Below are 21,340 nucleotides of genomic sequence, written 5' to 3'. Positions count from 1 at the left end.
TCGCTAGCTGCATTTTATTAATTGAAAACTGATTTTGTAGTTTTAATAATAAAGTTTTGTTGTTCTTCTGTAAGTTGTGGAAATAAGGGTAACGTAATAGCTTCTCGATAATATTGTTCAGCAATTGGGTACTGTCCCTTCACAAAACCGAGCTTCTTATAATACGGCTGTGTATGAATCGGAATGTAATGAACATTTACTCCTACGCCTTCATCTTGAAGTTTATTAAACAGCTCCGATCTTTTACTTTCTGGTACGCGAATTACATAAAGGTGCCAGGCAGAAACGACATCTTTTATTAATATCTGAAATAATATCTCAGAAGAAGAAAAGGCATGATTATAAATAGAGGCTAAAAAATTTCGCCTTTCAATGATTTGATCCAATCTCGCTAATTGGCTTAAACCAAGAGCAGCGTGAATATCCGTGATTCGGTAGTTAAAGCCCAATTCCAACTGCTCATATTTCCATGCTCCTTCTGGTAGCTCCACCATATCATCTTGATTTTTTGTAATCCCATGGCTTCTAAGTCGCCTCATTTTCTCTGCTAGTTTTTTATCATTTGTCAGCGCAATACCGCCTTCACCTGAGGTAATAATCTTAACAGGATGAAAACTAAAGACAGAGATATCACTATAAGTACAGCTTCCTACGCTCGTATTTTTATAAGCGCCCCCAATCGCATGAGAGGCATCCTCAATGATTCTAAAACCATATTGTTGTGAAAGTTGATAAATTGATTCCATATCGCAGGATTGGCCCGCAAAGTGTACCGGAATAACAATTTTAGGTAGTTTTCCTAAACGATCCGCTTCCTTAAGCTTAACCGATAAAGCCTCAATACTCATGTTTAATGTGTTTGAATCAATATCTACGAAATCAACATCTGCTCCACAATATAAAGCACAATTTGCTGAAGCAACAAAAGAAATTGGTGATGTCCAAACCAAATCTCCTTGCCCAAGACCGAGAGATAGGCATGCAATATGTAGCGCGCTAGTAGCCGAATTAGTTGCCACCCCATAGTTAGCGTTTACTTTATTAGCAATAGCTTCTTCGAATTTCGGTATAACTGGCCCTTGAGTCAACCAATCAGATTTAAGAACTTCCAATACTGCAGAAATATCAGCAGCATTGATTTCTTGCTTACCATAAGGAATCATTCACTTTCTGCCAATTGATTAAATTTGCAAATTTCTTCTATAGATAAAAAATGTTCATTCGCACCAGAATTATATTCAAACCCCTGCTCAACTGGATTACTAATTTCATGTAAGTAGTTTGTTGAAAAATCATGAAATTTATCAACAAACGATATTGATGGCTGTATTACATAATGATCCTTAAATTCCAGTGTTAAATGGGAATCATCAGCTGGGCACATGACTTCATGAATTTTTTCCCCAGGCCGAATGCCTATAATTTTTTTCTCAAGCTGGGGTGCCATTGCGGTTGCTAAATCAATAATACGAACGGAAGGAATTTTAGGGACAAATATCTCTCCACCATTCATCCTCTGGAAATTTTTAAGAACAAAATCAACTCCCTGTTGTAAAGTAATCCAAAATCTTGTCATTCTTTCATCCGTGATCGGAAGGGAATCTGAACCTGTTTCAATCAATTTTTTGAAAAATGGAACTACAGATCCCCTGGATCCAACTACATTACCATAGCGCACAACTGAAAAACGTGTTCGATGACCGCCAGATATATTATTAGCAGCCACAAACAATTTATCCGAAGCAAGCTTAGTTGCTCCATATAAATTTATAGGATTTGCAGCTTTATCCGTAGATAAGGCAATAACCTTGTCCACGTCGGCTTCTAACGCAGCTTGCACCACATTTTCTGCTCCGTGAATATTAGTTTTAATGCACTCGATTGGGTTATATTCTGCAGCTGGAACTTGTTTTAATGCTGCAGCATGAATAACATAATCCACACCACGCATAGCCATTTTTAGACGCTCTTGATCACGAACGTCACCTATAAAATAACGCATGCAATCATATTGACTGGTAGGGAAAACTTGTGCCATTTCATATTGCTTTAACTCATCTCGCGAATAAACAATCAGTCTTTTAGGCTCATAATCGTTTAAAATTGTTTTTATATATTGTTGGCCAAACGACCCACTTCCACCTGTAATGAGTATAGATTTGTTGTTAAACATAGATAATTCTAACTCCTCTTTCGCCAACTCATGACTCTATTCATTCGGGAAGGTTTTGTATTAAACTCTCAAACTGAGATAATTCTATTGCTCGTTGTACAACTATGTCAGCAAACTTTTTATACACGTAATTTTCCACGTTCTTTTATTAATAAAATCTTTATAATCATTGGATAAGGTTATTTATAAACTTACGTTATTGCTCACATGTAAGATTTAACACGCTACCGCCCTTGGATTTTAGCTCTTTTCCAAAAAAGCATCACGGGTATATAGTTCCCCGGACAAGCCGTGGGATGTAGACATTAGGATTATGTCTGCGACCTAATAAAATTCTTTTGCTTCTACCCCTTGGTCCATGTTCCTGGATCCCGCGGTCAAGCCGCGGGGAGTCGGTGGAGGAGTAGTTACGTTTTTCTTAACCGAAAGCTGCGATTGAGGTAATGGGTAGCTCAATCTGCTGCTCGCGGTTAAACAAATTAAGAAGTAATATTACTCGCTCTTCGCCAGTATTTGCGGCAACAATCGCTTCTAATTCTTTAAAACAACCTTCTGTAATACGTACCCGTTGGCCTTCTTTAAACATGGGCTCTGGTTCTAAACCATTCAATACATTGCAATGGTATCGTATGCCTTCAAGGATAGAATGGGATACCGAGCCAGGTATGCCATTAAAGGTCACGATGGATTTAACGCCCCGAGTTGAGCGAATTGTATACCAGCTATCTAGATTGGAGAGGGATACAAAAAGGTAATGTGGAAAAAGAGGTTCTATTGTGGTTTGGATAGCGATAGTGCCGTTGGTTCTAACTTTCTTTTTAACAGGGTATGTGGGATGAAAACAATGATACCCTTGATTGGTTAAGTGGAGTTCTGCACGAAACGTTTGCCTTGGCTTACATTGCACCAAGTACCATTTGTTTTCCTTAAATACATCCTGAATCATTACAACTACAACTCCTATGTACTCCTCATGTTATTCTTTTTTAAGAATAACTTAAAAGCATTATAAAGTTTTTTATTAATATTTCTAGCTCTTATATAAATAAATGTTCCTTGTTTTATAACTAAATGAGCCTGGTTACTGGAAACCTCGCATAAGTAAGAGGTGGCATCTATGCACTTTTTGCGAATTTCTTTATTTTACACACAACTCCTGTGTTAGGGGTGCTGTTATCATCATAATAATAGCTGTAAGAATAATATTGGTTAATGTTAGTTTGAGCTACTGCACTTTGACAGTTAAAAATTGTGCCAGTTATAGGAACTCCTGCCGCTTGCAAACGTTTTATCGTCATTTCAATATCTTCCTGCCGATGCATATTCGCTCCAATGACTAAATAATTTAAAGAAGCTTTCGAACTAATTAAAACAGCATCAGTAACCAATAAAACGGGAGGCGTATCCACCAAAACAATGTCATATTCCTTTGAAAAGGTATCAATTAATGTTTTACACTCATTGCTGGTTAGTAATTCAGCTGGATCATCTGGATACTGTCCGCATGAGAGAATGGTTAAGTTTTTATGCCCTGTTGCTCTTAATGCTTCATCGCGCGTGGTTTTATTTTGAATCAGTTCTGAAAAACCAGGAGATAGGTCTAAATTAAAATATTTATGTGCAGTTCCTCGCCGTAAGTCAGCATCAATGAATAACACGCGTTTCCCAGTCGTTGCGAGGAGATGCGCAAGGTTAGTTGAGACAAATGTTTTTCCAACCCCTGGCGAAATACCTAGAATCGTCATGATGTTATTGTTGGCGCATGTCAGGCTAATTTGTAAGCTAGTGCGTAAGCTGCGTAAAGACTCAATAGATAAATTTTTGGGATTGATTTCTGCAAGAAGCTTTGATTGACCCTTAGGCATGGTTTTAAGGTTTTTTATTAATTCTTGTTGCTCCTTAGAAAAAGGGATAATCGCTAAATTGGCAATATTAAAATGCCGCTCCGTCCAATGAGGGTCTTGTACTTTAGGGAAAATAATCTTACGGCCTAAAATAATTGCAACACTTATCATCAACCCAAGAAATAAGCTTGCCAAATAAATTAATTTGGTTTTGCTAGGTAAAGGTTCATCTGGCAATTTGGCTAAAGATAAAATTTGCACATCACTAACCATGCCCGCTTTAACTACTTCAAGCTCTTGAATGCGATTTAGTAAGCTTGTGTACAAAGCACTTTTTACTTCTACTTCGCGCATTAACCCAAGTGCGATTTGATCCGATTCTGGTAACTTTTTAATTTTTTGTTCTAACTGCTGCTTTTCATGCTCTATTTCATTAACTTGTCGCTTTAAACCGACTAATGAAGGATGTGCGTCGGTGTACTTTTGCCCCATCTCAATTTCGTTGATTCTAAGCGTTGCCAATTGCTTGTCGAGTTCAGCTAATTGATCAAGCAATAAAGAAGCTTGCATTTTAATATCGATTTTCCCGCTTTTAGCACGATATTGATTCAATTCAAATTCAGCGCTGGCTAAAGATTCTTTAGCCAGTGGCAGCTGATGGCGTAAGAAGTTAAGTGTTTGAGAGGCTTCAAGGGATTTTTTTTCGGCATTTTTTAGCTTCGCTGTATGTGCTATTTCATTCAAAATTTTGGTAAGCACAGCTGGATTAGAACCCTTTAAAGAAACTGCTAAAAGTCCCGTGTCCTTTTTATTTTCTCCGAGCCCTTCGATTTTTAATTGTTCCGTTAATTGGCTAACAATTTTTGAGCTAGAAAATTTTTTCAAGATAAAATAGGTGCCTCGGGGTGCTTCAAGTGATTTAACCTTTAATCGAATGGGTTGAGTTCTACTTGTGATTACCTCACCTATTTTACCTTGCAAGATTGGTTTTTTTTGCGCGTTAAAAAGAGCAATTGTATTGTTGCCTTCATATACTAGCTTAAAAGGCTCACTAAGTTGGTCTTTAGGAACATTAAACAAAGTGATTTCAGCTTTTGCTTCTCCTTTAGAAACTAATTTTTGCCAGAAAGAACGCTCTGGGCTAATTGAAATATTTAAGCCTAAAGACTGAATCACAGGAGTTAAAATGAAACGTGATTTAATTAATGCAGAGATAATGGCCGAGGCATTGTTTTGATTCGAAAAGCCAAAACTACTTAGCGCATCGCCACCCATAAACGAGCTGTTATTTTTTTCATCAACTTGGATTAAGACATCGCTCTTATATTGAGGAACTTGTCTAGCAGAATATAGCCCTCCTATCAGCAAACACAATAAAACAACAGCCACAATCAGCCATTTATTAGCCCATAACTGAGAAAAGATAGCTGATAAATCTATTTCGTCTTCATCGTGGTTGTAGACTGTTCCTTTCGCATTCGTACTCATTAGACTTCCTAAGTCGATTAACTGTTATTAACAATAGCCTGGGTATACCAAACCGTTTGGATGGTTGGTAATAATTGATTTAACACACGGTTCCAGCGGGTGGCCGGCGCGGAAGAAACGTATAAAATATCACCAGGTCTTAAACTGAATCGTTCAGCGAGTAACATCTTATCGGGGGTTTTAGCATCTAGCCAAAAAATTAAAGGCTCTTTATAATTGCCTCGAATTACATAGGTATAACCTGGTGCGGCAGCATCAGGATTAATCCATCCAGAAAGAGTTAACGCATCGGCAATGGTTAAAGGCTGATCATTGAGAGGTAAAAACCCCGGTTTATTCACTTCACCTAAAACATAAACTTTTTGACCGCGATAGTCTGCCACTCGAACATTGACTTGAGGATTCGGCACGTATTTTTTTAACCGAGCGGTAATTACACCTCGGATTTCATCGACCGTTTTACCGGCTACTTTTACATAACCAACAAGAGGAAAATAAATCAAACCGTCCGCATTAACCAAATATCCAGGTTGCCCAGCTGCCCCTTGAATACCTGCTGTGGTGGCTAGATTAGCACTTGGTCTTTCAAGAAAATCGAATTCAGGATGTTGCCAGACGTTAATACTCAAGACATCCGCGGGAGCCACATGATAGTGATAAACACTTACTTTTTGATCCGCGATTAAAGTGGGAGTTATGGGAATTAAGGTTGGGTGGACTTCGATTTTTTCTGGGATAACCATTTTACGCATTTGAACGTTATCCAGATTTTGCATGCCAGGCATAATGCTACAGCCGCTAAAGAGAATACTGGTTCCAACAATACTGATCACTTTCCTCATGCTAATTCTATACATCCTATACAGATAAAAACGAATAATCACTTATCTCTAAGCACGGCAATAATTTTTTAGTCATTTAATATCGGACAAAGCGAGTTATTTCTCTCGTAATGACCTTTGCTCAACTTATTGAGTAGATTCTAGCTATTACTTAGATCTCTAGTCCCTGCGGTTGATCTGGGATGAAATCTGGCGCAAGGCTTAGGAACCTAGGAAATGGCTGTCACCTCAGCAAAACCTTAAAAATTCTTACTTAAATCACGTGCTTTGTAAATAAAAAAAATCATTTTTGCAAATTAGTTTTAAAAATATCTTTGTGTTAAGACGCCTCACGCTCAGATTTTGGGGAAAGGACTTGATACCAATGCTCCAATCCATACTCGATTTGCGCTAAAGACTGCTCAAAGATTGCTCTCATTCGTTTGTAAGGGTCAATTACATCGAATCCTTCTTGCTCCCCGAGGCGAAATACTTTACCTTGGCTATTGGGAAAACCCTGCTCGACTTGTTTTTTTTGATCTCTCGACATGACAAGAATCAGATCAGATGCATGCACCATTTCTGCGTTTAACTGCCGAGCTCGATGATGGGAAATTTCAATTCCTTTTTGAGTCATTAATTCTTGTGCGATAGAATCAGCCGGTCGACCTTCTAGGGCTTGAATGCCTGCGGAGGAAACTACCCTATCAGCACCTTGCTTTTTTAAGTGATGTTTTAACAAGGCCTCTGCCATAGGGCTTCTACAAATGTTTCCCGTACAAACCACAAGAATATTTTTAACCATATTTATCTTCCCTAATTTGTTAATGTGAGTTTAACCTATCTTCAGGGCAAAATCATGAGTGAGTACCAATTCATCTTAAGCCGACGAATGTATTCATGTGCCGTACGCTTTGGTTTTGAGGCTCCTAGCATGGATCCTGCGGTCAAGCCGCAGGACGTTGAAAGATATAATAGATATTATATTTATACTATGAAATTGTTATTTTTGTGCAGCCATGCGTTTGCCCTGAATCTATCACAAGCTCCGTCATCATACATCTAATTCATTTTTCTTTTTTCCCTTAAATAGGGCTACGCAACCGCAAACGGTGATCTCAACCGAGTCTAAATAGGATGAAAGCATCGCTTGTAAAGCATCGAGCGTATCTTCTTGATAAGAAAATATCTTTTTTCGATTGTAAAAATCCGCTAATTTACGGCTTACCTTGGTATGGAGCGCTTCATCGGCCAAAATGGTTGCACCAAAGAGCACACCACCTGGTTTAAGCATATCTACGGCGTTACTTATTGCATCGCTTTTTGTATGCATATTTCCTGGTAAGCAATGAAGAAGATAATTTAAGGAGATTGAGTTAAACGTATTCGATAAGGCAGATTGTGGTTTATAGATATCCGCTAAATACGTTTTTGTCTCAATTCCTTGTATGGCTTTTCGAGCCACTTCTAAGCAAGTTGGATTTAAATCCATCAGGCTTAACGTACTATTAGGAGGCCAGTTGCAGTGCTTCAGATAGTACCCAGTACCTACGCCTATATCTAAATGATTAGAGCTCACGCACTGATTAAATTGTTTTAATTGCTTTTTTTTAGAGCAGCACCAAATCCAGCGATTGGAAATATCTAAAACCCAAAGATTGTACAGTTTTAACATCAATGAGGTGTAGACTGCTTGACCCGCTTTAATATCTTGTTCAGAGATGTTCGATGCCATGGTATGTTGGAAGTCGGGATTAAGACTAGCATGAAATATACTGTAAAAGTGTATTGGATTCTAGTCAGGCAACCTTTAACTAAGACCAAATTAAATGATTTTTCAATTAGCCAATTTGAGAAATGGGTAATTTTGTACGATTATCTAGATAACACCCTTTAACGAACGTGGCTAACGATTAATCGAGTATCAGGGTCAGGACGAATCTATGAATGAACCTTCAAAACACCCATCATTGATTAAACTCATGAAGGACAAGAAGCTTAGTCAAACAACGCTTAATATTATATTCATTGTTGCTCTTTTATCAGCGATTCTCTTTAGTTTTGTATCCTATAAACAAATTCAAATCTTAGCTGACGCGAGTCAGTCGGTTGTTCATACGTATAAAGTAATTGATCACATCAATTCTGCCCTTTATCGAACAGTTGAGTTAGAATCCCAACAACGAGGTTACCTCATTTCAGGTCAAGAACATTTTTTAGAAGATTTCGCTGAAGATGTCCAGGATCTCAAACAAGAATTAAACCAACTAGACCAACTCACTGCTGAGAACAAAGAGCAAAATAAACGAGTACAAGCGTTTATTATTTTAGTGGAAGAACGAATTGATATTTTAAGTCGAGTCGTTTTACTAAAGCATGGCAACAAACTCTTTACTGAAGAAGGAACGAATTTATTAAATCGCAGTCAAGAAATGTCTAGTCGCGTAAAAGGGCTCGGTCAGGAAATCAGATCCGTTGAATATGTATTGTTAAAAGAACGAAATGAAGCCAAAACCCAAAATGCCGAACAAACGAGTCATATTTTATTGCTAGGCTCTGTGATAAGTGTCGCTTTTCTGCTATTTGCATTTTTATTGGTAAATTTTGAAATAATTAGACGTCGAGAAACGGAACGAAAGCATCATCAAGCCGAAGTGCAGCTACGCAAAATTATTGAAAGTTCGACTGATATGATTGCCGCATTTGATAAACAAGATCGATTCATCATGTTTAACGACAATTATTTTATGGAGTTTAAACGCTTATTTGGCAAAAAAATTGAAGTAGGCATGACCTTGCAAGATGCTTTAAGCAATGTTCCAGCAAATCAATTTGAATTTGCAAAGGATTTAGAGAATTCATTGCAAAATGAAATAAATGAAAAAACTATCGAGTGTATGGTTCAAGATGAGAAACGCGTTTATGAGCTATCCTCTGCTCATATAAAAGACCATGATCCTGAAAATGGCAGCACCATTCACACCCTAAGAGATATCACCAAGCGCTTACAAGAACATGCGGAATTACAAGCATCCTATAAACAACTTACGCTCGGAATGAAGATATTAGAAAATAAAAATCAACAAATAACCTTATTAGTTGAAATGAGTGACATCATGTTAGCCTGTGGCACACAACAGGAATTAGCTCATGTTGTAGAAACTTATTCAAAGAAACTTATGCAATTTGCCAGTGGATATCTTTATATCATGCATCCGTCCAGGAATTTTTTAGAAAAAATCTTGAGCTGGGGGGCCCCTATCGCTCAAGAAATAACCTTTACACCCCAAGAATGCTGGGGAATTCGATTAGGTCGCATTCATCAAGTTGATAAATCTCATCACACGTTAGTTTGCGAGCACATCGAAGATAAAGAAAAAAATAACTCTATGCTCTGTATCCCCTTAATGGCACAAAATGATATTTACGGTTTATTCTATCTTGAGTCAGAACAAGACACCTTATTTGAGGATGAAAATCAAAGGCTCTTAATTATCGCCTTTTCAGAACTTATCGCCCTCGCATTAGCCAATGTAAGACTTAGAGAAAATCTACGCCATCAATCGGTTCGTGATCCCTTAACCGGCTTATATAATCGCCGTTATTTAGATGACTTTTTGTGTAAGCTTATTAATCAATCTCAAAGAACAGAATCGCCAATATCAGTCATGATGCTCGATTTAGATCACTTCAAAAAAATTAATGACACCTTTGGGCATGATGCTGGTGATGCCGTTTTAAAAGAAGTGGGGCAAATTATAGAAAATTCCGTTCGTGATGGGGATATTGCTGCACGATTTGGCGGTGAAGAGTTTGTGATTATATTTTATGACATAGACCTAGAAAGCACTCGAGTACGTGCCGAGGCAATTCGCAAAGAAGTGTCACAACTGCAAATTAAATATGGCGCTCAAATCATAGGGCCAATCACAATTTCCATTGGAATTTCTGCCTTTCCAGTGGATGGCAATAACCCTAACGATCTAATTGATGCTGCGGATAAAGCATTGTATTACTCTAAAAATCATGGTCGCAATCAAGTCTCATTATACAGCAACATAAATATCGAAGGCCTTTTAGAGCAAACGTCTAAGAAAAAAGATTAAGTTGGAAAGACTGGTTTAATATCGCCATTGAAAAAATAATAATAAACGATTGGCATCTTTGTTTCTTCAAACCCATGCTCAACAATATAGTATTGATTAATCGAAGCACCCGCTCCCGATTCTGAAAGAGGAGATTCGATACATAAATAGGCTTGGTCTTTAAAATCAATTTTCTTCCAAAACGATCGCACGGAAAAAGGAATACCCGGTTTAATTTTGGAATTTAATGAATGATTTATTGCGGTATCTAACCGAACTTTTTTATGGTTTAGAATGAGAAAAAACTCATCTTCACAAACGACGGTCCCAAAAAAATGCGTTCCAAAATGGCGGCTATATTGTGCTTCGCAAAACGCATCAGGAGTGCTTATAAATCCATCATCCTCTAAGTCAGCAATTTTGAGCGTAAAAGCATCATTTTTTCCTCCCATACAAGATTGAATCACGTCGAAAGGAGGCTCAGCTAAAGCTCGATGAGCGACCAATATCAACATCAGCAAGAACACCGAAGATTTTATAAACATTGGCCTGCTCCTGCAGCTTTTAAATATTCTTTATTTAACTTCCATAAGATGGTTCCACCATGGGCTGCGGTTGAATCAAACATATAGTGATATATTTTCCCACCTATGATTCGTTCTATAAAAGGTGACTCGGGAATGCAAAATAAATTATGAATAGGATGAATAAAACGAAAGCCCTGTTTATACTTGATGTGGTTTACGCCTTTTGTTTTTAAATCGTATCCGTCCCAAAAGCACCCCCCGAAAGCATAATCCATTCCATTGTATAGCGCATTACGCGCGGCTTCATAAGCTTGTGCAAATGGCACTTGTGAGGCTGAGCACATTAAACGATTGTATCTTGCGTTGCCATCATATACTGCATAAGAAAAATTTCGATATTTTTGCACCAGCGCATTTACGGTTAGCTGATGTGCGGCATTTCTTCTTCGTACAGTAGCTGAAGCTATCGCTGCCATTTCAGCAAAATTATTTAAGGTTGAGGCCTCACCATAGGCAATGCCTGCTAATAACTTTTCTTCCGAAATGGTATTTAAATCCACCTCACAAGGAGGGGTTTCTATAGGGCAATTGCTTTTGATAATGAGCGCTTGCTCAAGAGAATAATTTTGAAGATCAAACGCTGTCTCGCCATAAGCCAAGGAGATAAAAACAATGAAGTAAATGAAGCTGCAAAATAAATTCGATGCGAATTTTCTGGCTAGGAAATAAGACAGGAAATTTGTTCTATAAAAAGCGAGGTATATCATCCGTTACAGCAATTACAATCCATTATGAAGCCATTATAAAGGGACAATGTTTCTTGTCAATCAACCTCCAGGGCAAGATCATGAGCGAGTACAGATTCCTCTTAATGCCATCGCACGGTACTTCATGTGCCGTATCCTTTGGTTTTGAGGCTCCTAGCATGGATCCTGCGGTCAAGCCGCAGGACGTTGAAATATATAACAAATATATTTCAACTATGAAATTGTTATTTTTTGATCACTCATGCGTTGCCCTGAATCAACCTCCTTGTTTAAGAAAAACCAGTATCTTTTGGGTTACTTAATCGGTATTGCCTTCTGTCTTTATGTTTATTGAAATAATTTTCCATTCGCTATTTTCTTTGATAAACCGATATTCAACGGGTACTTCTTTACCCTCTTTCGTTTTCAAAACACCTGCAATCAGGCCCCCATTATTTTCGATTTGCCTTTGCGTGAAGCTGGTTTCAGTAGTATTTTTAAGGACAGGATAGAGCGAGATGAATCGCTCAAATTGATTATAAGGAATAGCTTTTTGAAATTCTTTTGATGTATAGCTGTACGCTAATTTATTTTCGCCTGCTTTTATCGCAGATAATTGTAGCCGCGCCACATCCACCATGCCGCTTGTTAAATAAAAAACTATTCCGATAAAAGTCGCTATTGAAATCACAAGCCAAGCAATAATCGTGCTGATTACGATGAGCGAGCGTTTTAGGACAGAAGGCTGTTTCGTGAGAATGATAACGCGCTTTTGCTTATCCTCGAACTTATTATTTGTAATAAACATTAAATCAACAAGAACCCAAAGACCAAGCCCACCAGCGGTAATGAGCATGAGAAAGCCGGTTACATACTTTCCAACAAAGAATCGATGAATACCTAAACCCCCTAGCAATAAACATAATAAATAGACTAATTCAGCCGATTTAGGACTTTTTATCCGATTATTCCCAGGCTTATTATAAATCTCATCATTCATAGAATCCCTCTTAAATGTCATTTAAACTTAACTTTATAATCTTATATAAAATGGATTAAAGATAGAATGTCAATGTTTCATCTTCCAGAGATTGACCCAATGCGGTCTCTGCATATTTATCGAGATATTCGTAAGCAGCTTTACACTTCGTGTAAAATGGCGAAAGAAGCAATAGTTTAATTCCATCCGTGGTTACACCTAAATGATAACCATATCCCTCTTTAACTTGGTGAAAGGTGATCATACCCTTAATAACTTCATCCACTAACTCTTTTCTGGAATAACCCTCGAAACAATTGGGATTTTCTAAAATCACTGGACATAAACCATTTCTAATTAATTCCCGATTTAATATCATGATGCAAATTGTCCTACAGTTACAATCACTAAAGGGGTGAGTTCGCTCTAAATTAACGACCAGATCAATTATATTTTTTATTTTTTCAGTAGGACTAGCGCATCCAGCTAATGCTTCGTGATAGTCCCTTATAATTTTTTCAACCTGTTGTTTAATTTGCAGAGAAGACTGCGCTGAAGCAGTAATAACCATGCCCAGACGTCCTTTACGGACTTTATAAGTCGAATTTGGTGTATGCTCTTCTATCACTTCAATTAATCCAGACATAGAAGTATTATGACCATAACCGAGACCAAAATTAACCCCTGCCCCATCTCTAAACCGACCTGGTGTTTTATCTATGAAATGTGCACTGCAGCGAGCATGTAAACGGCGAATTAAATCTGGGCTTAATGACTGTGAGATGCTTTCGCGTAAAAATGAAAATGCTCTGACCATGCCCTCAATACTCCCAGGCTCCCTACTCTCGTAATTTAGCCAACCATTTTCTTTTTTTTGTAAGACAGCATCGACAAATAAACGCCAAAGTTCCTGAGGAGGGAAATCACAAAAATGCTCAGAAAATAGTTCCCTAGGAGTAAGCCTTTCTGCCATTTTGTTCGGAAAAATTCTTTCCAGTGTGTCCATTAAATTCATCACCGATTCCACTGGAGGTATCTTAGTTTTACAAAATTTTACTAAGCGTTCCATTATCTCAGGATGGGTTAAAACATCAACAAAACAATGAAAAATGTAAACCCAGTGTTTAACGGGTTTATCCTTCAAAGAAGGATGGTTTAATACTTTATCAATTAAAGCGAGATCTTTACTCGTAATGCAATGCCACAATGTAGTTTTGCTCGGCTCATCGTCTCTTGTTAAGTAAAAATTTAAATCTACAGTTTGGTGATCATCAAGAAAATCTCTAGCCAATTCGAGATTTAGCTGATCAACTTCTGGACTTACTAGTTCAAGCAGTTGTTTTGACGCGGAGGCTATGTCCGTAGATTTTCCCGCTCGACACCAAAAAGAACAATTTCTTATCATAATAATCAATAGCAAAAAAATATGGACATATTTTATCAAAATAAAGCAAAAAAAAACATTGAACATACGTGATTTAAACAACATTTCTCATGATTTTTAATTAAAGCGAGCATTATTATGCCGTTTATTTTTTAGTAACTCCCACATTGCATTTATCTTTTCCGATTCCATCTAATTCAAAAATTTTTATTGACGTACAGAATAATTTTTGTTTTATATAGGAAGACATGGAAAAAAATACGCGAGGTGTGCAATGGACTTACATGCTGTGGGTACATCGTTTTTCAGGAGGTCTTTGTCGTGTCCAGAAATGAGCCGGGAAACCTCCCAGCGCGCGAGAAATGATGGAAAAATTCAAGCCGCAAGAGTGATTCAACAATGGTGGAAGCAAGTTCACTTAAAACAAACTGCTCAAGAATCCTCTCGCTACATCAACCACGTAGTTTCTCTCCAACAAGCCCAAGATAAATCATTTTCCAAGCTAGAAGAATGCATTCTTGATACCACAACACAAGAGACAACCCGTAAACTTTTGATGCATTTAGAACAAGTTAAAGACGTAATGATTCCTTCAAGATCTCACTTGTTTGATGTGTCTCGTCCTGAACGCATTTTCCTATCGGCTTATCTCATCGCAACTAAGTCCGATCATATCTTTGAATCACCAACAGACATTGATGAGCGGTTATTAACTCAGGCAAAAGAGATGCTTCAATCATTTGAAAGTCTGTGTCGTTTCATGGCTGATACGTATATGGGTGATGTGCCAGCATCTATCGACTCACCTCTCGCACGTGAAACCCCATCATCGGATCAAGTGTTTGCGGGCATTGAACATTATCCGCTTAGCCAATCTCAAGAAAGAATGCGAAAAGATGATCGCTTCATGAGAGAAGGAAAATCTTATCTTGAAGCGTTCCACGAGATGCAAATGGCCTATTATGAAACGTTTGTCGAATGGGAATCCACTAATCGCATGCGATTAGCTAGGGTCTGCATCGATCAATGCTTACGTATCGAAATTAAACGATTCGCAACGTTCAATAATCCTGATCCGCGTCAACTGGAACTTTATGAAGGTTATGGCAGGCAATTAGAAACATTGCATAAAAAAATAAACGATCTACTAGGCGTTGAAGGGATAGAGCTTCTTGAGCGAGAGCTACAAACCCTGCGAGAAGTTTTGGAGGCGAATAAATGGAACAGTGCACCGAATGAGATGTTAGTCCATGAAATGGCTTTAAATCCAGATTTTGCTTTTCCTTCTGAATTCTTTAATGTTCGTCCGCAAAAAGACATCGACGCTGCCATTTTAGCTTTAGGGAGTGGCGATCTAGAACCGATACTTGCAGCACTTGAAGAAATTCGTGATAGGCTTGCTTTTTTAACCCCAAACAATGAGCGGCGAATTAGAACTTTACAAGAAGCATTTAGTAAAGAAACCATTGCTGGCCAGATTGACTCTTTGGGATTGGAAGTTGGGTTGTACCGCGTTATTAATTTAATGATTGATAAGCTGAAAGACGCAGGTTCTATAGCTCATGCTGTTGATACGACCGCATTTCAAAATGAACTCGAGGCAAAACTTGACTCAGGCGAACCTGCAATCCATCTACTAAAAGAGTCTATCGATTTCATCTATGAAAAGTTTTCAGAAATTAACCGAGAGCTTGTTCATTTTGCACAAACTTTGATTGCGAGTAATCCCGTTGAATATGAGCAGCAAAAATTTTATGAACGCTTGCAAGGTGGTCAATTTAACCTAGCGAATGTTTTAGCCTGGATTGATGAGATAGTTAGCTCTCCTGCTAATTTTGGGCTGAATGCTTCTGCGCTCTGTTCACAATACATTGCTAGTCATGTAGTCCATACTATTTGTCTCGGCCTTATCCAAAAGCCAGGAAATATTGAGCTAGCTACTCTTCCTGAAACGTTTTATTTGGATCGTCACCGCTTTATTAATTGGCATGAACAATATCAGCAAATTTTTTACACAGCCGCCGCCATGGGATACTTAGATGTTTTTTGCCAGAAATATGGTGTAAGACTCTCTCCTGAAACATTAGTGGCACAGAAAAACGCGTTGATAATGACGCTTAAAGAGGAGCAACTCACAGATCCTAAAGCAATAGCCGCCCATGTTTTGGATACCTTGAGTGCATTACTGATAAAACATGGAAAGCAATTAAGCCCTCAGGATGAAAAATCCTTAAGTAAGATCATGGAAGATATTTGCATAGGAAATCATCGAGTTGCAGAAATGGTCCATAAACGTCTTGGCCACCAGCTTTCTTCCTACTTCTTTAAAGGCCGCCTACCAGAAATTTCAGAGACTCAAGGCAAACTATATGGTTTAAGAGAAGAACTGGCTGAGCTTGGCAAAGAAATCGTCCCATTACTTCGTCATCACATAAAGGTGTATGAACCATTTTACCAACGAAGTATTCATACTCGATTATGGAAGCCTTTATTTGCTACGCTGCGAGAGCCGACCTCGCCCACAGAACTTCCAGAGTTGCTTTCCTTGCAGCAAGAGCCAATTGAAGAAGCACACCATAAACTCCATAAAATGGCGTTCCTTTTGTCAGGGTTAGCGCTTGTGCAGCAAACAGTAGCCTTCGCCGACATGTGGACATTAAATATAGGAATAAAAAACACCACACTCAAATCGCTCGCCGAATCGTTTGGTTTTGTAGAGATGATTTCCGACCCTACGATAACAAAAGATCACATGGCTAGAAGATTCATTGAACTCATGAGGCATGTGTCCCATGAGCAGAGTTTATCATTTGATGAGAATGATGAGCGAAAGTTTACAAAAATGCTTCGGTTTGCAAAAAATACACAATCTCCTGGTTGTAAGGCTTTTCTAGATGAAATCGTAAGCGCCTTTCGCGATTTCATTTTTAAAGGAGAAAATCCAACGTTCAATCCTAATTTATTGACCGCTGAGTTTAAAGAAGAAATCACGAAGATGTGTCAGGGAGTCAAAGACCTCATGGATGCCATCAAAGAGGCTCAACTACCTGAGGATGTTAACCCGGTTGCACAAACCATCCCAACACTGCGTTCAGGAACAACCGTTAGCGCTTTGAGTGCAAAATAAGCGGTAATAGTCTAAGAGGTCATTTTTTGCGACCTCTTAGTCATTACTCATGGTTCCAACTGGATATAATTCTTCGGCGCTTAGCCGTTAACGCTCTACTTGGCAAAGGCTGAAAAACCCAATTTGGCTTGGAGCAATGATAACGCTCAAACAATTCATTTAAATGATGGATTAGCTTCTGCTTATCCAAAGATTCAGGGGCGATTTGAAGTATAAACTCATCTTTTGTTGTTTGAATAATACCATAGTCCTCAAATTCAACGAGACATTGAGCCATATGTTGTCGTATGACATCTGCAAATAAAGGAATTTTCTTATGATTGTTTTGCACCCCATAGCAAACATCTCCTTGACGACCCTCAATCCCTTGAAGCTCAGTAAAAACATTCTCAGACGGTTTATGGATTAATACATCATCCAGCCTGTAACGGATAATAGGTTGGGTGCTGCGATATAAATCCGTTATGATTGGGATAAAACGCTTCTCATCCAGCCATTCTTTTTCAATAATAAGAAACTCATCATTCATCAATAAGCGATTACTGAATCGATCGCTTAAGGCTAACAACCCTTCTGTGCATTGATAAATTTGAGATACGGGTTGTTTAAACGCTTCTTTAATTAACGTCTCGTCATCAGCCTCGAGTACTTCAGCAACAGAAATTATTTTTTTTGGAGCAATATTTAAACGACGTTTGTAATGGGCTAGAAGTCTAAGTACGCTGGCCGGAGCAGATAAGATCGTAGGTTGAAGTCGATTCAACCGATCAAAATGAGACTCAAGCTCTTGAAGTAAATCAAAAAAATGAAACTCAATTTTTTTATTTTTATTTAACGTAGTATAGAGTTGGTTATTCGCTCTCAAAAAAAAGGCTATTCGCTCCTTGCCCCAAATTCCATTCGGCATTGCCTTTGCCAAAATGAGAGAAGCCCAAATATCTCGCTCCCTAGAGCTTGCAAGAAAAAGCCCACGATTGCCGGAAGTGCCTGAAGATAAACCCACAGCCGTATCCTGAATGAGCGGAGAAAAATCTCTTGATGCCTCTGCTTTTAAGGCAATCTCTAAAGCGTGCTCCTTTTTAATTCCTAAGGTATTTATTTCATCAAAATGAGCCATTAACGTTTGTTTATCCATCATTGGCCATTCTGTAAATGGCTTATTTAAGAATGGCTTATAAAAAGGAGAACGGATTAATGCCTGTTTTTTTAGTCGGTTAAACTGTGTTGCTTGATGATGCTTCAAACGACTGGAGCTAATTAAGTAACGCCCTAAATAACGATGATAAGCATAATAATATAAAATACGTGCTAGCATGGGCGACCTTGATGAAGCCTTCCTCGGATATGTTGGCAATGCGATGGGATCAGATCAATGGTCGGATTTTTTTTATACAGCTCATGCAATTGATGAATGGTTTTGATATAAGCGCTCCTATTATCATGCAGTAGATAAGTAAGCGCACTTGGAAATATAAGACTTTGAAACGTTTCTTGATGCCAGCAACTATCTGCAATCAAAAACACTTCTCTTTGAGCTTTAAAATACAACCCGACTTGTCCTTTAGCATGGCCCGGAAGGGAGATTGCTAAAAGATGTTCATCGCCCAATACGGAAAAACCCTTTATAAAAGGCCTCATGGAGTTATCCAGTAAGACTTCATCTTGTAATAAAATGAGTCGATCATAAAAATCAACAGGCAATAATTCAGGTAAAAACCCAGACAGTAAGGCTTTAAAGCCTTTTTTATTTTTAATATGCTCGATTGCTTCCGGATGACAAATAAATTGTGCATTGGGAAAATCTCGCAGACCTCCAATATGATCAGCATGAAAATGCGATAATACAATGTAATTTATTGAGTCAGGATGAATGCCATCCTCCACCAGTTGTAAGCTAAGAGGCTTTGATAAAAAAGCTGGCGTTAATTTTCGATAGAGTGATTTAGGGAACGTTTGCGTCAATGCATTAAATCGCTCCGTATACCCCGTATCAAATAAAATATATCCATAGCTTGGGTGATAGATTAATGCGCATAGTGCTGGGTATTCGACAGATTTAAATTGACCAGACAACAACGTCATGCGTTGACAGTGGGTACAAAAGCCTGCCTCATAAAGCGTGTAAGTTAGGTTCATAAGAATACCAATTCACAAATCGTTTAATTCCTTCCTCAAGACTAACAATAGGTTTATATCCCAAATCTTTTTTGGCCGCTTCTATATTTAAGGTTTGGCCAAGCGCTAGAACACTGGCCGTATAACTCGTTAACCGAGGTTCACCTGATAAATTTAAACCATGATAGCTAAGCTCCAACACCTTGGCGAGCATTCGTGCCAAAGAATAAGGAATGTTCCGGGTTTTTAATGGTCGATTTAAAGCAGCATATAGTAAGGTCAAGATTTCAATTAGAGGTCTTGGATCATCATTGGTGATGTTGTATTTATTTCCTAGAACATTCTCGTTGGCATTTGCAGCTAACAGTAAACTTTCAACCACATTGTCAACGCAGGTCATATCCATTCGATTTTGGCCCGAGCCAATTATTGGCAAAACGCCATTTTTTTCTGTTTTTAATAATCTTGGCATGATAGCTCTGTCATAGGAGCCCAAAATTGCCCGCGGTCGAAGCGTGATGACTTTTAATCCCTCACGATGATGAGCGTTATCGATTAACTCTTCAGCCATTCGTTTGGTTGCAACGTAATGATTGGCCGCCTTAAGTGGCAGAGGACTCTTTTCTGAAATATGATGTTTTTCAGTAAAATCAAAATAAAGACTAGGTGTTGATACATACACCAATCGAGCATGAATTGGGGTAGCAGCAATGACATGCTTAGTAACGAGAACATTAGATTGGTAAAAGGCGTCAAATTTACCCCATGGACTCGATAAAGCAGCGCAGTGAAAAACCACATCCTTAGTTTCACAAATAGTTTTCAAGCCCATTTGATTGGATAAATCCATCTTTTTAAAATGAACCCCACTCTGGCTTAAAATCGCACCTAATACTTCATTGCGACCGATTGCGGTCACTTGATATCCTTCTGATATTAGCCGTTTACATAAATTCATCCCTAAGCAGCCTGTAGCTCCGGTAACGACCGCTTTCATATTTAATACTCCAGAAGTAGACCAGCTGCGGACAAGCCAGCGCCCGTGCCGAGAAAATACACGATTTGCCCTCGCTCTATAAGCTTATTTTTAACAAGATAATGAAGTGCAGTTGGCATGGAAGCCGCCATTTGATTGCCATGCGTTGCGAAAATATCAACAAATTTTTCAGATGGAATGCCAAGGCGCTTTCGAACATGATTCATGGCTAATTGACTGGCTTGATGGGGTACGACCCAATGAATATCCGTGAGTTTACATCCTGCTTTGGCAAATAACGCTTCTTGCATGAGCGAGACCATTTGGCTTGCTAATTTAAACACGTTTTTACCATCCATGTTAAAAAGCCCTAGTGTTTTATCGTAATCGCTTGCAGGCGGATATCGCGTCCCTCCTGCTTTTAAATGGCAATAATCCACTCCTGTACTATTTGTTATCATATGTGAAGCGATAACGCGGCTTCCCTCATGGCTTTGTTCAATAACACATGCCCCCGCACCATCACCAAAAATGGTGCACGTTTCCATATCGCTCCAATTCAATCCGACGGAAGGCATATCACTTGAAACAATTAAAGCGCAGTTATAGCGTTTTCCTGCGATTAAATACGAGCCCACATCTAGAGCCGTTAAAAAGCTAAGGCATGTGCTATTCAGATCAAAACAAGCCACATTCGACTCGCTTAATCCGAGTTTTTGCTGGATAAGTGCCGCACTACATGGCAACAATTGCTCTGGAGCACCGTTAGCACTGATAATGACATCGAGATCTTCTGGCTTTATCCCTGCATTGAATAAAGCTTCTTTTGCTGCTTCAGCAGCCATGTACGATGTCGTCTCCTCATCCGATGCAAAATACCTTGACTTAAGCCCTGATTTTTTTTCGACTGTTCCATTAGGCAAATTTAATTGTTGGTCTAACGCGTTTGAGTCAATTTTTTTCTTAGGCAGATAATGACCTGTTCCAATGATTTTCACGTTTAACATGTTACTCCCAGTGCATGGTTCTATAGCTAGCCGCCATCATTGATTTTTGCACACAAAAATCAATATAA

Annotated in this window: 17 protein-coding genes; 2 read left to right on the top strand and 15 right to left on the bottom strand. The window is 38.5% G+C overall.

Features of this window, described 5'->3' with window-relative positions; genetic code table 11:
- Nucleotides 1-17: 17 nt before the first annotated feature.
- From pseC to E1O41_RS05005, 7 genes are all read right to left on the bottom strand, one after another.
- Complete coding sequence (gene pseC / locus E1O41_RS05035; protein WP_131776221.1) at nt 18-1,163, bottom strand: UDP-4-amino-4,6-dideoxy-N-acetyl-beta-L-altrosamine transaminase; 1,146 nt, start codon at nt 1,161-1,163, stop codon at nt 18-20.
- Nucleotides 1,160-2,173, bottom strand: coding sequence for a UDP-N-acetylglucosamine 4,6-dehydratase (inverting) (gene pseB / locus E1O41_RS05030; protein WP_131776220.1), 1,014 nt, complete (start codon nt 2,171-2,173; stop codon nt 1,160-1,162). The genes pseC and pseB overlap by 4 nt, the downstream gene beginning before the upstream one ends.
- Before the next feature lie 418 nt (nt 2,174-2,591).
- Nucleotides 2,592-3,119, bottom strand: a complete 528-nt coding sequence (gene rfaH / locus E1O41_RS05025) for a transcription/translation regulatory transformer protein RfaH (RefSeq protein WP_131776219.1) — start codon at nt 3,117-3,119, stop codon at nt 2,592-2,594.
- A gap of 169 nt (nt 3,120-3,288) precedes the next feature.
- Complete coding sequence (locus E1O41_RS05020; protein ID WP_131776218.1) at nt 3,289-5,505, bottom strand: polysaccharide biosynthesis tyrosine autokinase; 2,217 nt, start codon at nt 5,503-5,505, stop codon at nt 3,289-3,291.
- Between the two features lie 17 nt (nt 5,506-5,522).
- Nucleotides 5,523-6,347 (bottom strand): polysaccharide biosynthesis/export family protein, encoded by an 825-nt coding sequence (locus E1O41_RS05015; RefSeq protein ID WP_165481109.1) that lies wholly within the window; start codon nt 6,345-6,347, stop codon nt 5,523-5,525.
- A 319-nt stretch (nt 6,348-6,666) separates the two neighbouring features.
- Complete coding sequence (locus E1O41_RS05010; protein WP_131776216.1) at nt 6,667-7,131, bottom strand: low molecular weight protein-tyrosine-phosphatase; 465 nt, start codon at nt 7,129-7,131, stop codon at nt 6,667-6,669.
- A gap of 249 nt (nt 7,132-7,380) precedes the next feature.
- Nucleotides 7,381-8,061, bottom strand: coding sequence for a class I SAM-dependent methyltransferase (locus E1O41_RS05005; protein ID WP_131776215.1), 681 nt, complete (start codon nt 8,059-8,061; stop codon nt 7,381-7,383).
- A gap of 208 nt (nt 8,062-8,269) precedes the next feature.
- Between E1O41_RS05005 and E1O41_RS05000 the strand changes: the two genes are divergently transcribed.
- The gene (locus E1O41_RS05000; protein ID WP_131776214.1) at nt 8,270-10,432 is read left to right on the top strand and encodes a diguanylate cyclase; all 2,163 of its coding nucleotides are present in this window, start codon (nt 8,270-8,272) and stop codon (nt 10,430-10,432) included.
- Here the strand turns inward: E1O41_RS05000 and E1O41_RS04995 are convergent.
- From E1O41_RS04995 to E1O41_RS04980, 4 genes are all read right to left on the bottom strand, one after another.
- A complete protein-coding gene (locus tag E1O41_RS04995; protein WP_131776213.1) occupies nt 10,429-10,956 on the bottom strand; it encodes a hypothetical protein in 528 nt (175 codons plus the stop codon). The two genes, E1O41_RS05000 and E1O41_RS04995, sit on opposite strands and share 4 nt — an antisense overlap.
- On the bottom strand, nt 10,947-11,597 hold the full coding sequence (locus E1O41_RS04990) for a hypothetical protein (RefSeq protein WP_131776212.1): 651 nt from the start codon (nt 11,595-11,597) through the stop codon (nt 10,947-10,949). The genes E1O41_RS04995 and E1O41_RS04990 overlap by 10 nt, the downstream gene beginning before the upstream one ends.
- A gap of 406 nt (nt 11,598-12,003) precedes the next feature.
- Nucleotides 12,004-12,684, bottom strand: coding sequence for a DUF4864 domain-containing protein (locus E1O41_RS11735; protein WP_207384505.1), 681 nt, complete (start codon nt 12,682-12,684; stop codon nt 12,004-12,006).
- A gap of 55 nt (nt 12,685-12,739) precedes the next feature.
- Nucleotides 12,740-14,068 (bottom strand): Fic family protein, encoded by a 1,329-nt coding sequence (locus tag E1O41_RS04980; RefSeq protein ID WP_165481107.1) that lies wholly within the window; start codon nt 14,066-14,068, stop codon nt 12,740-12,742.
- 253 nt (nt 14,069-14,321) lie between these two features.
- On the opposite strand from E1O41_RS04980, the gene E1O41_RS04975 reads away from it, so the two are divergent.
- On the top strand, nt 14,322-17,174 hold the full coding sequence (locus E1O41_RS04975) for a TCP11-related protein (protein ID WP_131776210.1): 2,853 nt from the start codon (nt 14,322-14,324) through the stop codon (nt 17,172-17,174).
- A gap of 43 nt (nt 17,175-17,217) precedes the next feature.
- On the opposite strand, the gene E1O41_RS04970 is transcribed toward E1O41_RS04975, so the two are convergent.
- From E1O41_RS04970 to E1O41_RS04955, 4 genes are read right to left on the bottom strand one after another with little or no spacing between them, the layout of a single operon-like run.
- Nucleotides 17,218-18,489: a F390 synthetase-related protein gene (locus tag E1O41_RS04970; RefSeq protein ID WP_131776209.1), complete on the bottom strand. Its 1,272-nt coding sequence runs from the start codon at nt 18,487-18,489 to the stop codon at nt 17,218-17,220.
- Nucleotides 18,483-19,310: an MBL fold metallo-hydrolase gene (locus tag E1O41_RS04965; protein ID WP_131776208.1), complete on the bottom strand. Its 828-nt coding sequence runs from the start codon at nt 19,308-19,310 to the stop codon at nt 18,483-18,485. The genes E1O41_RS04970 and E1O41_RS04965 overlap by 7 nt, the downstream gene beginning before the upstream one ends.
- Complete coding sequence (locus E1O41_RS04960; RefSeq protein ID WP_131776207.1) at nt 19,285-20,286, bottom strand: NAD-dependent epimerase/dehydratase family protein; 1,002 nt, start codon at nt 20,284-20,286, stop codon at nt 19,285-19,287. The genes E1O41_RS04965 and E1O41_RS04960 overlap by 26 nt, the downstream gene beginning before the upstream one ends.
- Before the next feature lie 2 nt (nt 20,287-20,288).
- Nucleotides 20,289-21,272, bottom strand: coding sequence for a beta-ketoacyl-ACP synthase III (locus E1O41_RS04955; protein ID WP_131776206.1), 984 nt, complete (start codon nt 21,270-21,272; stop codon nt 20,289-20,291).
- Between the last annotated feature and the right edge of the window lie 68 nt (nt 21,273-21,340).

The organism is Legionella impletisoli (assembly GCF_900639875.1).
In the GTDB taxonomy this organism is placed as follows: domain Bacteria; phylum Pseudomonadota; class Gammaproteobacteria; order Legionellales; family Legionellaceae; genus Legionella_A; species Legionella_A impletisoli.
Note: the sequence above shows the minus strand (reverse complement) of the source record. Positions and strands in the feature narration are given on the sequence as shown.